At 42.3% G+C, this 16553-nt stretch carries 16 protein-coding genes; 5 read left to right on the top strand and 11 right to left on the bottom strand.

What is annotated here, in order from left to right:
- Window positions 1-19 precede the first annotated feature (19 nt).
- The 5 genes from rpsK (at window position 20) to MHO82_RS23945 (ending at window position 3590) form a co-directional block, all read left to right on the top strand.
- Complete coding sequence (gene rpsK, locus MHO82_RS23965; protein WP_005303517.1) at window positions 20-409, top strand: 30S ribosomal protein S11; 390 nt, start codon at window positions 20-22, stop codon at window positions 407-409.
- A gap of 27 nt (window positions 410-436) precedes the next feature.
- On the top strand, window positions 437-1057 hold the full coding sequence (rpsD, locus tag MHO82_RS23960; RefSeq protein ID WP_239188791.1) for a 30S ribosomal protein S4: 621 nt from the start codon (window positions 437-439) through the stop codon (window positions 1055-1057).
- 23 nt (window positions 1058-1080) lie between these two features.
- Window positions 1081-2070, top strand: a complete 990-nt coding sequence (gene rpoA, locus MHO82_RS23955; RefSeq protein WP_239188788.1) for a DNA-directed RNA polymerase subunit alpha — start codon at window positions 1081-1083, stop codon at window positions 2068-2070.
- Between the two features lie 35 nt (window positions 2071-2105).
- Window positions 2106-2492 carry a 50S ribosomal protein L17 gene (gene rplQ, locus MHO82_RS23950; protein ID WP_239188786.1) on the top strand — a complete coding sequence of 129 codons (387 nt, stop codon included), beginning with the start codon at window positions 2106-2108 and terminating at the stop codon, window positions 2490-2492.
- A gap of 90 nt (window positions 2493-2582) precedes the next feature.
- On the top strand, window positions 2583-3590 hold the full coding sequence (locus MHO82_RS23945; protein WP_239188784.1) for a glycosyltransferase family 4 protein: 1008 nt from the start codon (window positions 2583-2585) through the stop codon (window positions 3588-3590).
- Here MHO82_RS23945 and MHO82_RS23940 read toward each other — a convergent pair.
- From MHO82_RS23940 to MHO82_RS23890, 11 genes are all read right to left on the bottom strand, one after another.
- Window positions 3567-5000, bottom strand: a complete 1434-nt coding sequence (locus MHO82_RS23940) for a response regulator (protein ID WP_239188782.1) — start codon at window positions 4998-5000, stop codon at window positions 3567-3569. The two genes, MHO82_RS23945 and MHO82_RS23940, sit on opposite strands and share 24 nt — an antisense overlap.
- The gene (locus tag MHO82_RS23935) at window positions 4997-5692 is read right to left on the bottom strand and encodes a hypothetical protein (protein ID WP_239188780.1); all 696 of its coding nucleotides are present in this window, start codon (window positions 5690-5692) and stop codon (window positions 4997-4999) included. Before MHO82_RS23935 ends, MHO82_RS23940 begins: the two co-directional genes overlap by 4 nt.
- Window positions 5689-7785, bottom strand: coding sequence for an SLBB domain-containing protein (locus MHO82_RS23930; RefSeq protein WP_239188778.1), 2097 nt, complete (start codon window positions 7783-7785; stop codon window positions 5689-5691). Before MHO82_RS23930 ends, MHO82_RS23935 begins: the two co-directional genes overlap by 4 nt.
- Complete coding sequence (locus tag MHO82_RS23925) at window positions 7782-8561, bottom strand: OmpA family protein (protein ID WP_239188776.1); 780 nt, start codon at window positions 8559-8561, stop codon at window positions 7782-7784. Before MHO82_RS23925 ends, MHO82_RS23930 begins: the two co-directional genes overlap by 4 nt.
- 2 nt (window positions 8562-8563) lie before the next feature.
- Window positions 8564-8878 (bottom strand): STAS domain-containing protein, encoded by a 315-nt coding sequence (locus MHO82_RS23920; RefSeq protein WP_239188774.1) that lies wholly within the window; start codon window positions 8876-8878, stop codon window positions 8564-8566.
- An 82-nt stretch (window positions 8879-8960) separates the two neighbouring features.
- The gene (locus tag MHO82_RS23915; RefSeq protein ID WP_239188772.1) at window positions 8961-10748 is read right to left on the bottom strand and encodes a sugar transferase; all 1788 of its coding nucleotides are present in this window, start codon (window positions 10746-10748) and stop codon (window positions 8961-8963) included.
- Window positions 10749-10761: 13 nt separating this feature from the next.
- Window positions 10762-11832 (bottom strand): glycosyltransferase, encoded by a 1071-nt coding sequence (locus tag MHO82_RS23910; RefSeq protein ID WP_239188770.1) that lies wholly within the window; start codon window positions 11830-11832, stop codon window positions 10762-10764.
- A 17-nt stretch (window positions 11833-11849) separates the two neighbouring features.
- Window positions 11850-13286 (bottom strand): Wzz/FepE/Etk N-terminal domain-containing protein, encoded by a 1437-nt coding sequence (locus tag MHO82_RS23905; protein WP_239188767.1) that lies wholly within the window; start codon window positions 13284-13286, stop codon window positions 11850-11852.
- Window positions 13286-13624, bottom strand: a complete 339-nt coding sequence (locus MHO82_RS23900) for a hypothetical protein (protein WP_239188765.1) — start codon at window positions 13622-13624, stop codon at window positions 13286-13288. The genes MHO82_RS23905 and MHO82_RS23900 overlap by 1 nt, the downstream gene beginning before the upstream one ends.
- A 69-nt stretch (window positions 13625-13693) precedes the next feature.
- On the bottom strand, window positions 13694-14821 hold the full coding sequence (locus MHO82_RS23895) for a glycosyltransferase (protein ID WP_239188763.1): 1128 nt from the start codon (window positions 14819-14821) through the stop codon (window positions 13694-13696).
- 20 nt (window positions 14822-14841) lie between these two features.
- Window positions 14842-15978 (bottom strand): glycosyltransferase, encoded by a 1137-nt coding sequence (locus MHO82_RS23890; protein WP_239188761.1) that lies wholly within the window; start codon window positions 15976-15978, stop codon window positions 14842-14844.
- Between the last annotated feature and the right edge of the window lie 575 nt (window positions 15979-16553).

The following is a 16553-nucleotide window of genomic DNA, read 5'->3' as shown; positions in this document are numbered from 1 at the left end:
TCGGATAAGGTAGAGTACAATGGCAAAGCAACCAACTCGCGCTCGTAAGCGCGTACGCAAGCAAGTAGCAGATGGCGTAGCGCACATCCATGCTTCTTTCAATAATACTATCGTGACTATCACTGACCGCCAAGGTAACGCTCTAGCTTGGGCTACTGCAGGTGGTTCTGGTTTCCGTGGTTCTCGTAAATCTACTCCGTTCGCAGCACAGGTTGCAGCTGAGCGTTGTGGTGAAATGGCCAAAGAATATGGCGTTAAGAATCTGGAAGTTATGGTTAAGGGCCCAGGTCCTGGTCGTGAGTCAACTATCCGCGCGTTAAACGCTGCTGGTTACCGTATCACTAACATTGTTGATGCGACTCCGATCCCTCATAACGGTTGTCGTCCACCTAAGAAACGTCGCGTATAACGTTTCTAGGAATATTGGAGAAAGATCATGGCAAGATATTTGGGTCCTAAGCTAAAGCTTAGCCGCCGCGAAGGTACAGACTTATTCCTTAAGTCTGGTGTTCGTGCGATTGATACCAAGTGTAAAATTGATAACGCACCAGGTGTACACGGCGCTCGTCGCGGTCGTCTATCTGAGTACGGCGTACAGCTTCGTGAGAAGCAAAAAGTTCGTCGTATGTATGGCGTTTTAGAAAAACAATTCCGTAACTACTACAAAGATGCTGCACGCCTTAAAGGCAACACAGGTGAAAACCTGCTTCAGCTTCTTGAAGGTCGTCTAGATAACGTAGTTTACCGTATGGGTTTTGGTGCTACTCGCGCTGAAGCACGTCAGCTAGTTAGCCACAAAGCTATCCTAGTTAACGGTAGCGTTGTAAACGTTCCTTCTTTCAAGGTTGCGGCAAATGACGTTGTTAGCATTCGTGAAAAAGCTAAAAAGCAATCACGTATTAAAGCGGCTCTAGAAGTTGCTGAACAACGCGAAAAACCAACTTGGATTGAAGTAGATGCCGGCAAAATGGAAGGTTCTTTCAAACGTCTTCCAGAACGTTCTGACTTGTCTGCCGACATCAACGAACACCTGATCGTCGAGCTTTACTCTAAGTAAAGCTAAATTAAAGAGAGGACACAATGCAGGGTTCTGTAACAGAATTTCTTAAGCCACGTCTTGTTGACATTGAACAAGTCAGCACGACTCATGCAAAAGTAACTCTTGAGCCTTTAGAGCGTGGTTTCGGTCACACTTTAGGTAATGCTCTTCGCCGTATTCTTTTATCTTCAATGCCGGGTTGTGCCGTCACTGAAGTTGAAATTGATGGTGTATTGCACGAGTACAGCACCAAAGAAGGTGTGCAGGAAGATATCCTGGAAATCCTTCTAAACCTTAAAGGCCTTGCCGTTAAGGTTGAGGGTAAAGATGAAGTTATCATTACTCTTAACAAATCTGGTGCAGGCCCTGTTGTTGCAGGTGACATCACCCATGATGGTGATGTTGAGATTGCGAACCCAGAGCACGTAATCTGCCACTTAACTGATGATGCTGCTGAAATCAGCATGCGAATCAAGGTAGAGCGTGGTCGCGGCTATGTACCAGCGTCAGCACGTATTCATACTGAAGAAGATGAGCGTCCAATTGGTCGTCTACTTGTAGATGCAACTTTCAGCCCTGTAGACAAAATTGCCTACAATGTTGAAGCTGCTCGTGTAGAACAACGTACCGATTTAGACAAGCTTGTTATCGATATGGAAACAAACGGTACACTTGATCCTGAGGAAGCTATCCGTCGTGCAGCAACTATTCTTGCTGAACAATTGGATGCGTTTGTAGATCTTCGTGATGTACGAGTTCCTGAAGAGAAAGAAGAGAAGCCAGAGTTCGATCCGATCCTACTGCGTCCTGTAGACGATCTGGAACTAACGGTTCGCTCTGCTAACTGTTTGAAAGCAGAAGCGATTCACTACATCGGTGATCTGGTTCAGCGTACTGAGGTTGAGTTACTTAAAACTCCAAACCTTGGTAAGAAGTCTTTGACAGAAATCAAAGACGTATTGGCATCTCGTGGTTTGTCTCTAGGCATGCGTCTAGAAAACTGGCCACCAGCATCAATCGCTGAAGATTAATCAGCTCACTGATATCTAGTTAGAAGGATTAGGTCATGCGCCATCGTAAGAGTGGTCGTCAACTCAACCGCAACAGCAGTCATCGCAAAGCGATGTTCAGCAACATGGCTAGCTCATTGGTTCGTCACGAAGTTATCAAAACGACTTTACCAAAAGCAAAAGAGCTACGTCGCGTAGTTGAGCCGTTGATTACCCTAGCTAAGACAGACAGTGTTGCAAACCGTCGTCTAGCATTTGCTCGCACTCGTGATAACGAAGTTGTAGCAAAACTATTTAACGAATTAGGTCCACGTTTTGCAGAACGTGCTGGCGGTTACACTCGCATTCTTAAATGCGGTTTCCGTACAGGCGATAAAGCTCCAATGGCATACATTGAGCTTGTGGATCGTCCAGAGCAAGCAGCTGAAGAAGCCGCTGAGTAAGCTCTAGACAGTTAGAAAAAGCCGAGTCTTAGGACTCGGCTTTTTTTTTGCTTGTATGTTACTCATCTTAGTTTATTGAGTGGTGAGTAAATGCGTATTTCAATTCTTTGTGATACATCTGGTTTTGGTGGTATAGAGAGTCATCTCTTGTATTTAGCAAAATTGATCACACAAAATGGTTTGGAGTGTGAAGTCGTTTTTTATCAGCCATTACCTGAACACCCTTTAGTTTCTTTGCTTGAAGTTATTGATGTTCATTGTGTTTTTTTAGATGGTCATGTTTCTAGTCTTAATCGATATTTAAGCCACCTTCCTTCGAAATCACTTGTCCATGCTCACGGCTATAAAGCATCTATATTGGCTAGAGTCTTGTGTTTACTAAAGCCTATTCATTGTTTTACGACTTTTCATGCGGGGGAATCCGGTGATGGTCTTGTTCGATTCTACGAGTGGTTGAATAAGAAAACGGCCTTTCTATCTCATAATTTTGCAGTAAGCGAAGCAATTCAAAAGACACTGAGTGCTAATAGTCGATTATTAGGTAATTTTGTTTTTTGTTCACCTAATTATTTATCTCGTACTCGTCATACACGATTGCAAATTGCTTTTGTTGGCCGTTTCTGTCGTGATAAAGGTTTTGACCGATTTTGCCAGTTGGCAAAGCAGGATTTCGATATTGACTGGCATATTTTTGGTTCTGGGGAGTTAACACCTCATATTCCTAGCCAGGAAAACATTACGGTCCATGGCTGTGTTAAATCGATGGAAGAGCATTGGAAAGACATCGATTTATTACTTATGCCATCACGAGCAGAAGGTCTTCCACTTGCTGCTTTAGAAGCCATGTCATTTGGGGTTCCGGTGTTAGCGACAAAAGTAGGTCAATTGGAGTATTTATTGCCCAAAGCTTTATTGGTCGAGGGGAATAAATGGCAAGAATTAGGAAAGGTGATTGAGCATTTTCAATCTCAGCCTGCTCAGTACTGGCTACGTTACTCTTATGACATGTGGCGAATTATCGCGTATCGCTATAGTCATACTTGTCGATGGCCTCAGCTAAAACGTTATTATGGGTTAGCGTTTTGTGAAGCTGATTAGTGTTCGGTCATCTTTGACTGGGTTAGGCTGTTTCCAAAGTGTTTGATGTAAGTTGTCATTAAGAGGGCAACTATCCATTATGTTTTCTATTACCCCATCACTGAAGACATGAAGTGTTTGGTCTTGCTCCATGACAAATTGATATGTCCTTTGTTCATTGAATTCACTTAGCCCTAATAGCCCACCACTTTTTTTTAATACCTCGATATTTTTTCCAGATTTTAAAATGGGGTAAGGCATGCCATGGTTGATTAGTTCAACATTGCCGTTTTCATTTATATGAATGAGCAATAGGCATAGGAGCTGGCAGTGATGTGAATGGTTTTGGTGGTAAAAGGCGTCATTTATGAGAGTAGATATTGAATGAATAGACACAGAGCTTTGTGTTAGCAGCCCTAGAATAAAACCTTGCCAATAGCTTCCATTTGCTTTGGCGATAGCACCATGTCCCATGTGATCGCCAATAATAAATATTGTTCCTGTTTTTACACGGTGTTGGATAACAAAGTCTCCGCTGGGTGGTGGTGAGTGGGAATAATCTATTGCCCATCCTTCTATTTGATTTTTGCGGGAAAAGGGCTTGATACTGGGGAGATGGGTTTCGATGTTCATCTCAAAATGCTTTTTAATCATAGAGCTGCGCTGTAAAACTCGGTTTATGACGTTTTTCAGCTTTTCTATATTTAATGGTTTTAAAATATAGTCATCAATCCCTAATGAAGCTGCTTTATTCATTGTGGTGTTGTTATTGTCCCCTGAAATATACACAAAGGGGATCCAATATTTATCCGGCATTTTCGATAAAACCTGTTTGAACTGCATGCCATCCATTGTTGGCATGTGGAGATCAGTAATGATCAATTCACACTGGTTGTTTTCTAGCCAAGATAACCCTTCTTCTGCGCTGCTAAAAATTGTAATAGAGAAGTCTTTTATTAGCATTAGTTCGGTTAAGTAGAGTTGACTTGGGCTGTCATCAATTAATAAAATTTTTGGTTTTTCAGTCAGGTTATTGAAATGGAAGCGAAGTGTATTGCTTTGTTTTTTAAATTCGTGTTCTGGAAATAAGTTAGCAATAATGCCTAATCCCATACCTGAGGTACATAGGTCTTCTTGAAGTTCGCTATTACTTAGGGTGGAAGATAATTCCTCCCAAGTTGAACCATTATCTTGAAATTCGATCCAAAATTTGTGTTTAGATTTTCCTAAACTGATATGTATTAGGGTTGCAGGAGTGGCGGCATGTTTTAATAAATTGGAACAGTACTCACTGATCAATAACGCAATGTTTTGTTGGCAATGTTCACTAAGCCCTAATTGGGAGCAGATCTGGGTGATTTTTTTTCTAATGTTAGTGATGGATTGAAAGTCTAAGGGATGACAGCTCTGATATAAAATTTGCTCCATCATAGGTAGTCTCCTCTCAGCACCGTATTATTACTTAACCAACTAGAAATTTTTTTTCTGAATCCATGTGGAATCAGTGTTCCTTTACTGTTGAGCACCCGTATTATTTCGGCACTGAGTGATGGGTTGTTCCTGTCATTAATCACGGTGCCTAACAATACGGCTCCTGATTGTTCTAATTTGTGGATACTGGTGAGCAATTCATTTTCATTGGTTTGTGTACTGCCTATACATAATATAGTGGCATCACTGGCAGAGCCGATGGAGGAGGCTGGTAAATTTCGCCAGTTTGAGTGAGTAATGGTGCCGGCATCACAAATTACAAAGTCATAATCTCGTTTCCATCGCTCTAGTGCTTGTTGGAGTGCTTCTGGCTGTCGAAATGTGATTAACGTGGTTGATTGTGCTGATTGGGGCAATAGATCAATATTAGACTCAATTGAAATCTTTGCGTTTTCTTCGCCCGTGCCATCAGGGTGCCACAATGCTTTTGGGTACCCTTGTCCTGATCCAGAAAGATCAAAATCGACAATCAATGTTTTTTTTCCACCACTGGTACAGCGCTTAGCGAGCCATAATGTCATCGTTGATGAGCCACACCCTTTACTGGCTCCAGCTAATGCAATCACTTTTGCTCCTGAAATATGGATTTGCTGGAATAGTGCATCAAATTCTTGGCTTAACCATGGTTTCATAAGGCTGCTCCTAATAAAACAAGTGTGATGACAGACAGGACGTCACTTAATCCTTTACGCGTTTGTTCTATGATGGAATCCCCTTCGTTTGGTACATATACCGTATCGCCAGGTCTTAGTAATGGGAGGGGATAGCTATTAGGAGAGGTAATATAACTTCGTAAATTAAAGGTTTGGGTTTCATCTCCACAACAAGAACTGTTGACGATCATGATCCGCTCGATGTAAGCGTTATCATTTGGGCCACCGGCTTCCGCAAGCAAGTCTAATAGTGACATCTCGGTGTTGAAACTGTATCGGCCTGGCTCTTTGACTGCCCCCATTAAGCGAACTACTCTTTCTGCGGGTTTATCCAACCAATCGCCTTTACGTTCTGGCAAATATATAACGTCCCCAGCTTTTACTCGTGGTAATAATGTTTCATCACCGGTTTCAAAATAGAGCGCTAAATCGAGTTTCGTGACCTTAGCGGTTAAACCATTACGGTGGCTTATTCGAATTTGGCGCAAGTTGGCATCCGCTGTAGGTCCATCTGCGGCAGATAAAATATCAAGAAAACCGAGTTCATCATTAAAGGCATAGCGGCCAGGTGCGCCAATTTGCCCAAAGATATAAATAGAGTCATCCGCAGATTGGCGAACCCACGTTGATTTGTTATCCGTAGGATCTTGTGGCAATTCATCAATAATGATGGTGTCCCCAGCATTGAGCTTTGGTAGTTGAGCAAAGTCGCCACCTTCTGAAATAAAAGACTCTAAATCGAAATATTGAATATTGTTGTCGGCTTGTCTTTGATGAGTATTTTTTTCTTTAATGATCCTAATGTTGGCAAGATTCGCACTTTCTTTTGGGCCGCCAGCATGAGCAAGAACATCGAGAAACTTCATTGACGGATTCCATTCAAATCTGCCTGGTTTGTAAACCGAACCAATGATCTTTATGGCGCGATCCCCGGTGACTTTTAACCATGAGGATTCATTCACATTGGCTTTTTCGGGAATGAAAATAGCGTCGCCAGCTTGTAAATGAGGGAGTACATAATTCTTAGGGTTAGTAGAATACTGGACCAGATCAACAATGATCTTAGGACTGTCAGAACGAAGAATTTGGATCTGGGTGGTGTCGGCAAATCTTGTTGGCCCCCCAGCGTTGGCAAGAACATCGATGAGCCCTGCTTCTCCGTCATTTTCATAAGCACCTGGTGAGCGAACTTCTCCCATAATATAGATGGTACGATCACCTGCGCCGATGTCTTTTACCTCAATTGGAACATAGATGGTACTCCCGGGTTTTAGTGGTGGCAGCTTGGTGTCATTCCCACTATCGAGGTAACTTTTTAAATCAAAGTTATGAGGCTTATTGTCTGTTATTACTCGTATTTTGGCGACATCTGCGAACCGAGTAACGCCATCAGCGCGCATTACGGCATCTACTACCGTCATGTTCTTTTTGTAGCTAAAAACACCTGGGTTTCTAAGTTCCCCAAAAATGGTAATACCTTGTTCTTCATTGGAATCGCCTGTTTCTCGTAGTGATGTCGCATCAAAGTCGACTTCAATATTACCCAACATAGGAGAGGAAGGAATAAACAGCGTATCGCCGTTCAATAACGAAGGCAGCAATGTGGCATCACCTGTGTCTAAGTACGATTTATAGTTGAACTCAGTACTCTTTTTCTCAGTGATTAACTTAAATTGATCCAATTGTGCCCCTGGGCGTATTCCACCTGCGGCAGTAATGGCCATTTGAATGTTGCTGTTAGGTTTCAGTGAGTAGATTCCAGGTTGTTGAACAAAGCCTAGAACTTGTATGCGAATTTTTTTCTCTTGTAAGGTGACTTTAAATTCATCCAGATTGCGATATACCGTCGCCAGAATGTGTTTAATTTTACTCTGTGCAGCTTCCAGTTCTAACCCTGACACTTGAATTACGCCAACTTCGGGTAGGTTGATTTGGCCTTGATCGTCAATCACGAAGGATTCAGAAAAGGCCTCTTCTCCTGCTAGGTGAAGGTATAATTTGTCGCCGTTAGCCAGCGGTATCGCGAAACTAACAGTGGAGTAGAAAAGGCATAACCACAGCAGATATCTCATAGCGGCTCCTTAGCGTGATGCCAATCTTTAATTGAATAAATTCGATGGTGTGATTGAGTATGAAAATCTACAAATACCTGGGCGGTTACTTTTCTATTCGCAAGTAGTAAAGTCTGTGAAGAAATGTCTTGTTTGGCTTTGCTTTCTCCATAACTGTCAACATTAAGCTGATGGCTGCTGATCCCTTGCTCTATTAAAAAACGCTTCACGGCTTTTGCGCGATTCATGCCGAGGGTGTGGTTGTATTGGTTACTACCGCGGCTATCGGCGAAACCAATCAATTTTATTTGCCAATGCGGTTGTCTTTTTAAGATCTCAGCGGCTGAACTTAAGGCATTTTGGTAATCAGGAAGCAGATCGTATTGATCCGTTGCAAACTGATTGTCTACTGCCATTAAAATTAAGAACTTCTCTTTCAGCTCTGTTTCACTATGGGGATGATCAATACATTGGGTGTGATGCTCTAGCCATTCTAATTGATGTTTGATCAAATGGATCTGCTCTGAAGTGGCTAGCATGGTGAGAGTCGCATCATCTTTAAATCCGGCTTGTGCTTCTTGGGTTGCCTTGTTGTGCAAATTAACCAGTTGACGCCACTGCCCAGGTAAGCAGGTTTTTACGCCACGACTGATCAATAGTTCCATGTCCATGGCAAGATGATCTAATTGATGCATTTGCTCTGCATGAGGAGGGCGCTCTTTGTTATGAACATCGGCGGGCCATAAGGTACAGCCATTTAAATAGCCTGCTAGAAGAACTACAGAATAATATCTCATCGTTATAACTCCGCTCTGGTGATTAAAGGGATCACTTTATCGATACGAAGCATTTGAATGAGTTGTTTTGGTTGGCCATTTACATTTAATAAACGTAAGTTACGGTCACGGTTTTTTAAACGTTTGTATAAGAAAACAATTGCGCCGATGCCACATGAATCAATGAAGGTGACGTCAGACATATCGAGTGTCAGTTCAGGTTGCTCTATTTCACTGAGTAAGGTGAAATCGGCCTCAAGTGTTCGAGTGGTATTCGCATCTAAGTCGGTATTCACTTTATAGCTAATAACGGATTCTGTTTTTGATGTTCCCAACATAACCATCTCCTAAGTACTGGTTAACAGTGTTGTTATGTTGGTATTCCAATTCCTATGCCAAGTTAGTTAGTCACCATTTTTGTTATTTGCCTTGGCTGGTTGCCATGATGTAAATGGTTTTTAAGATGATGAAAGCGTCCATCTTAAGCCACTGAATTACAGAGAATAAAGAGGTTGCATAAGCATGATCCCATCCTAGTTTTTGTTTTACATCTTCTACGGAACCATCGTAGCCAGCTTGTACCTGAGCTAAGCCGGTAATGCCGGGTTTTAAGCCAGAGGTTCTTTCTAAATAAAATGGCAATGCATTTTGCAAAGTGCGACAGAACTCTGGTCGTTCAGGGCGAGGACCAATTAAAGACATTTCCCCTTTTAGCACATTGATAAATTGTGGTAGCTCATCTAATCGGGTTTTTCTCAAAAAAGAGCCAACGTTGGTCACTCTAGGATCATTATCTTGGGCCCAGATGGCTCCTGTTGTCTGCTCTGCACAGTGGATCATGGTTCTGAATTTCAGCATAAAAAAGAGATCGACTTGAGCGGGTTGGATCTCACCGACTCGGAGTTGGCTATAGAAGATTGGGCCTTTGCTGTCGAGTTTGATAGCAAGAGCAATAAAAGGCCATAGTGGTAAGGTTACTAATAGGCCAATAACACCAAGCAGTATGTCGGTGGCTCTTTTTAATATAGGAATGAGGTTGAAGGCTTCGGTATTCATAGAACCTCCTGTTCCACGTTTCCATCCATGGTTAAAGTGGCCCATTAAGTAACGCAGCATGCCAATGAATGATGCCGCATAACCACTGATGAAGTAGCTGGCTTTCGTAATTAAAGAGTTCTTAATTCCAATCTTAGGCAGTAGGCATAAGCCATACCCTGCTAGCTGTAGTATGACCATTGTATGGGCGATTGATGATCCTTGCCCACTGAGTAGGAGAGTGAGCAGGAAGATACTGATGAGGATAAAGGGCATTAAGGTTCGCAGGCCTTTTCCTGAAGCAAATAGCCAGCTGACCGTTAGGCTTTTAGGGTGAAGTAAAAATTGGCAGCGGATCAGTTGTTGCAAGTTGCCTGCGCCAATACGTTGTCGGCGAGAGAAGTCTTGGTTTAATGAAGTAGGAGCGATTTCAACACTATTAACCTCCTCGTTTAAAATAACTTGGTAACCTTTATTCAATACCATCATAGGTAGCATAAAATCATCATTGATGGTGTCGTTTTGTAAGGGCTCAAATAGTGCAGAGCGCATAATATAGAATGCGCCATTTCCCCCAATCACACTGGCCAGCCTAGATTCGGCGGTACGAATTTTATTTTGCCAGTGCCAGTATTGTTGTTCTCCTTGGTTTGATTCGGCCAAAAGATAGCAGCTGGTGACAGCACCTACGTGATCATTTAGAAAAGAGGACGATGATATTCTTAGGGAGTCAATCGACAATAAAGCGGAAACATCGGTAAGAGCGATAAGCTCCGATTGTTGCGCAGCGCAGCCCATTAAATAGTTCAGGCGTTGTAACTTTCCTTTATTGTCTGCCCACTCCTTTACGATCAATGAGATCCCTAGCAATTCAAACTTATCTTTCCAATTGTGGATGAGCTCGACGGTATTATCGGTGCAGCCGTCACAGCCAATGTAGATATTAAGCCGTTCTGCTGGGTAATCTAGGGTAAGTAAATTTGCCAATTTTGCTTCAATAAATTTAGCTTCATTATAAGCGGGCATGACTAAAGCAATTCTTGGCAAAGTGGTGGGAATAGGGGAGTCAAACGAGGCTTGCTTTTTATTCCCGAGCCAGATCATTAATGGTAGGTATACCACATGATGATATATCACCAATACAATTAAGCACCCTAAAAGAAACCATATCATGGTGTTTCTCCAATTAATTCATTAGTAATTCGTATTCTGAAACCATGGTTCGGATATCGGCCAGCCCTTGAACAAAATCCCTACCGACTTGCTTGTTATGCTGAGTTCCATTAATGGTTCTTTGTATGGCTTTAGCCAACTTTTGAGGATTATCTTTATCAATAATTGTACCGACAGAAGGGCAAAGTAATTCAGCAGTGGCGCCAACATCTGTTGCGATCACTTTACAACCACAAGATTGGGCTTCTAAGATGGCAAGAGGCAGTCCTTCCTGTCGTGATGGCATACAGAATAAATCCAAGGCTTGGTAGAAGGTGGGCATATCGTGGCAATGGCCCAGCCAGTGTATTCGATGAGAAACGGAAAGTTGTTCAGCTAAAGCTTTGAGCTCTGATTCTTGTTCACCTTGACCTGCGATAACCACCTCAATGTGAGTCGGCAGCAGGGTCAGAGCATGTAATAAAGTGTCTAATCCCTTTTCGTGTACTAACCGCCCGGCACAGCCAAGTAATAAGGTAGATTGAGGAAGGTTTAATTTTGCACGGGCGATACAGCTTTCAGCCAGCGAGAAATATTGAGTGTCGATACCGTTGATAATGACTTTATCGACCACTCTGCCAGTATGGTGTTGAAGCTGGTGGGCTACTTTTTGTGCGTCAGTCACCACCGTAACATTTTGGGTGAGCAGTAAGGTGGTCAGCCAGCGTTGTTTATTATCTTCTAAATGCCAAGCGTCATGCTCTGTGTGGATATGTTGAATTCCTAAGCCAATTTGCGCTAGGCGACCATAAAGTAAGGGGCCCAAGTGGTGAGTATGAAAATGCGTGACACGGAGTAGTTTTAATAATGATCTAAGCTGGTTGATGGTTTGTAAACTAAGCCCCGCAGGTTTATTGAGAAAATAGAGTTGTGAACCAAACTCTTTTAACTGTGGCCACTGTTGGTATGCATCTGCCCGTGTGCCTTCTAACGCGATAATGCCCACATCGTATTGATGTGAAGAGTAGCGCAACAAATTTAAGGCCAGAGTTTCAATTCCGCCTGGGTGTAGGTGTTGCACAATCTGAACATTTCTATTTTTCATAAAGCCTCCATTTGGGGTTATTCGTCAAAGCCTGGAATTCTTGCCAAAATTGGAACACCACTGAGTTTTTCTATTTGGGATGAGTAATACAGTTGGCTGTCAATTAAGGTGAAAAAGCAGGTGAGTGCTAACCCCAACCCGATCCCAGACACAGCACCAATGATGGCGTTCATCCACCATGGCCAATTGATGGGAACTTGAGGTTTGTTTGGCCGCTCGATGACTTGCAAATTATTGGGGTCTTCAAATCGCCCCAGCTGTCCTGTCACCCGTGCAAGTTCGTAGCGCTCAAGTAATTGGTCATAGAGTTTTGCTTTAACGTCGTAGTTTCGTTGCAGTGCTTTAAGAGATTTTTCTAAATTAGCAAATTGCAATTGGCGATCTTTTAGTTTTTGTTTTTGCTGATTGAGCAAGGTGATCTCTTGCTTTAATGATGAAATGGCGGTTTCTGCTTGTTGGAGTTGCTCAAATTGACTCAATAACAGAGTGGGCTGACTGTCATTACCTTGTGGTGCCATGCTGGCGGCTCGTTGCCAAAGTTGAGTTAGCTCTTGTTCGGTTAACTGGCTTTGTTGTTGTAGAAGTCGAGCACATTCTTCTTTGAGTGTGTTGAGGCGCAGCTGTAGTGCTTTTACTTTTGAATGCTGCTCTGTGTATTTGGAGCGAAGAATGGTCAACTCCGCTTCTGTTTTTATGATCTCTTCTTCCAACAAACCAATGATGGGGTTGGTTTGAATAAGACGGTGGCGCAAATCAGCGCGTTGAGCGGTCGCCCGTAATAGGGCAAGCTCGGCTTCTTTTCGTTTTTCTTCAAGTTGAACGCTGGTGGCAGCGTGGTTTCCTTGTAACTGAGGCAGGTTGTCGGCGTGCTGAGTCTTAAAGTCTGCTAAGGCTTCTTCAGCCAGTTCAAGATCTTTTTGTGTTTTGGACAATTGGTTTTTTAAAAAGAGCTCTGAGTTATCAACGGATGCTTTGCCTGGAGCGCGGAGCCGATCCAAAAAGCGTTCAGACACTAAGGTTAAGATATCAGGCATTTGCTCAGGGTTATGCCAAAGCAAACTCAGCTGGACTAAATCATTACCTTTTAATTCCAACTTTAAGTTTTGAGCAAGCAGATTGATTTGATGCTGAGTGGCTTGTTTATTATTGGGGTCGGCTAATTTCAGGGTCTTAACGACGTCATTTAAAATGTAACGGCTTTGTACGAGAACTCGCAAAGCGACAATCCGCTGCTCTAGATTGTATGAGATTGAGAAATCTTCTAAAAATGGGTTAAGTAACGAGGCTTCTTGCACCAGAACTGTCGTTTGGCTGAAATATTTTTTAGGCGACAAGAAACTGATCCCCACCGCGATGATTGGCATAATGAAAATAGGCACAACCAACATGTAACGCCGTTTCCATAATGTATAGAGAACAGGGTAGAGTTGGGCATAGACTCGTTGGCGTAACATTACTGGCTCCCAAGCACTAAGGTATCCATTTGCAATGTTGGATTGTAGTTTTGCAATAGGATGACTTGGTGGCTATTCGCGATTTGCTTAACTGCAGATAAACGCTGTTTTCCTCGTAATAGTGCTTGGAATTTATTTTCTATGCTGGCTGGGGCGATGTCTGCCGTCACTGTGCGAGAAGAGTTACTCTGAAAGTATTGACTGAGTTGCTGAGTTTGCTGAGACGTTAACGTCAGTTGCTCTTGGCTGAAGTACAGCTCTAATGTGCTTGATGTTTTCGGCGTCGAGATGCAACCGGAAAGCCCTAATACAACCAAAAGTGATAGTAATCTTTTCATGCTGCACCTCATTATTTATTTGTGTACTTATGGAGTACGCAAGTTTGAGGCCGAATCTACTCTGTCTGGTTAGCTGGTGGAAAGTATTTTAGAAATCTGGGCTTCTATTACTCTAGCTCTTTGATTCCAGGTTTCTTTTTTTATCAGTTGTCGCGATTTTTTTTCGTGTTGTTCACGTTGGTTTTTATCCAATTTGCAAAATGCATCAATGGCATGTAGCCAATCTTGTGTGTTTTTTGCAATTGCAATATGCGGAAAGTATTCCATTGCAGCTGGGTAATGGCTGCTGATAATAGGTAATCCCATCGCCAAGTACTCTCTTAGCTTTAAAGGATTACAAGATCTTATTTGGTCATTATCCACAAACGGTAAGATAGCCATTGTCCAGTGCTTCATGGCTGCTGGGAGTTGGGAATGAGCAATGGGATTAAGAAAACGAATGTTGGGAGTGGAGTTTAAGTGGGAAGTGTCACAGTCGTGGCGCCCGATTAGCTCAAAAGTGATCTTTGGTCTGGCCTGCGCCAATTTTTTTAATAAGGCCGTGTCTAACCAGTTATTGATGCTACCGTAAAAGCCTATTGTATGTTGAGAAGGTAATGGCTCTAAGTGGGTGGGATTAAAAAGTTGGTCATCAACGCCATGTGGAAGCAAATAGCTTTTATTTGAAGGGAATTTTTGTTGTAGCTTATGGCTAGCTGAAAAGACAATGTCAGCTTCGCGAACCAATTTTCTTTCACATTGGGCGACATAGTGGTGATCAACCCCAGTAAGGGAAGAAAAGTCATCGCCACAATAATAGATAACTGTATCAGCTTGGCAAATTGGGAGAACATCAATTGCACTGGGTAAAGATACCCATACCACTCGCTTACCTTTTTTAGGCGGAATTTGTCGTGAAAGTAGGGTTTGATTGAGAGATTGTAAAAGGCGTGTTTGAGCCAACGGCCAGACTTTAGGGTGAATAATTAAATCCGGCTGTTGCAGGTAGTAAGTGCTTTGGGGTTGTGGTGTTCTTTTTAGTAAATAGCGTGCTTTTTCTGTGAGCCTTTTTAGATCTTTGAAGTTGAACGTTGGCTGTCTTAATCCAATGGAATTTATCCATGTGATGGTGTAATCATTTTTTAAAGCGGTTATTAGGTGCTGAGTGCTTGAAGGGTGTCTTCCCCAGTCTTCCCCAAAAACGAGTAGTTCTGTCATAAAGCCTCCTCACCTTATGATCACAATGCTTCAATTAACGTTGATAGTTTTATTGCTTGTGGCAGTGACGTGTAGTGTTTCATTACGCGTACATAAGCGTGTTGTCGCTGGTGGTTTATTTCTTCTTGGCTACGTTTGTAGTGTTGGATGATGGCTTGCTGTAATTCGGAACAGCTTTCTGATGCAACAAAAATGGCGCTGTTTTTATCTAAAATTTCATGGCTGTAAGGTAGGCTAGAAGTAATGATTGGGATCCCTAGAGCCATTGCCTCTTTTATTGTTAAGTTGGTGGTGTTTTTGTCTCCGGTGGAGCTTTCACGAAATGGGGCTATGAAAGCTGAGTAATCATTGGCGTGATCTTTAATCCATTGGTTTGGTTTGTTGCCGTGAAAGGTGACTTTGGTCAAAGCTAAATCTTCAGCGAGCTTCATTAAAGGGGCGCGTTCAGGCCCATCTCCGACAACATCAAGTGGAACTTGGTTATTCAAAGAGCTTAAAGTGTGTAAAAGAATATCAAGCCCTTTTTTTTCTACTAAGCGGCCAACAAAGAGCAAACCTTTTGTCGGAGCCCAATGACAATTCAAGGTGGGAAAGGAATCTTTATCTATCCCACATGGAATGTGATGAATAGGCTTTTCCGTTTCAAGTTGCAATTCAATTTGCATATCTCGTGTAATTGCACACACAAAATCGGAATAATCTAATTTAGCTTGTAAGTCTTGTGGATCTTGATAAATGTCCGCACCATGGCCTGAAAACGATACCCCGATATTTAATAGTCTTGCGGCAATGATGGCAACCGCTGAGCTGTGCCAAGCAAAATGTGCGTGTAAATGTTGGCATTTATCTTTTCTTGCAAGATAAGCAAGTTGTAAACCTTGGCGTAGGAGGCCTAGATACTTAAATCCTTTTTGGGTACGTAAGAAGTGGTGGCAACGATGTAATCGCCAAATGCCATATAAAGGCAGATAGGGGGCGGAATCAAAATACCGACATTGCTTTATAAGAGAGGCATCTTCCGGTTGTGATTGAGTGGAGGAGGTAAATGCATAAGGCAAAACATTGTGGCCAAGTAATTTCATGGCTCTAATTTCTGAGCCGATGAATGTTTCCGATAAGACTGGGAAACAGGGTAGAACATAACCGATAGTTTTCATATCTAACCTCCAAATACACAGTTAACGGTTTTCTGCAAAACTGAGGCCAGTTAGATAGTTCAACTAATTCAGTTGGTTATTGCCTATTGAGTTAGGTTTAAAGAGATCTTGAAAATCAAATTATGCTTTTGCAATGCAAAATAATAGAAATGACTGGCGCTAACTGTTGCTGTTTTGTGTTGTTTGTTGCTCATTAGGTAGGAATATACGCCTATAATCGAAGGTTAGGTTGTTTTATGAGCGCTTGGTGTGTTTTTTTGAAAAAAGAGCAAATAACCCCTTGCCAAGTTGATCGAACTCTCTATAATGCCGCCTCACTGACACGGAGAGCGCCATCCAATAAGGATTAAGCCTCAATTCAGTTAGGACATAAGACCTAAAGAAATAAGTAAGAAAGTGGTTGACACGCTAACTTAAATCGCTAAAATGGCCGTCCACTTCGAAACTTAAGTCGAAAGGCTTAAAAGGAGAGGTTTAGCTCTTTAACAATTTGACCATGCAATCTGTGTGGGCACTCGTGAATAGATAGTCAAGAAGATTTATCAATGAACTGAGTGACCAAAACAAATAACCTC

This window comes from Vibrio sp. Of7-15 (assembly GCF_022347565.1).
In the GTDB taxonomy this organism is placed as follows: Bacteria; Pseudomonadota; Gammaproteobacteria; order Enterobacterales; family Vibrionaceae; genus NORP241.
Note: the sequence above shows the minus strand (reverse complement) of the source record. Positions and strands in the feature narration are given on the sequence as shown.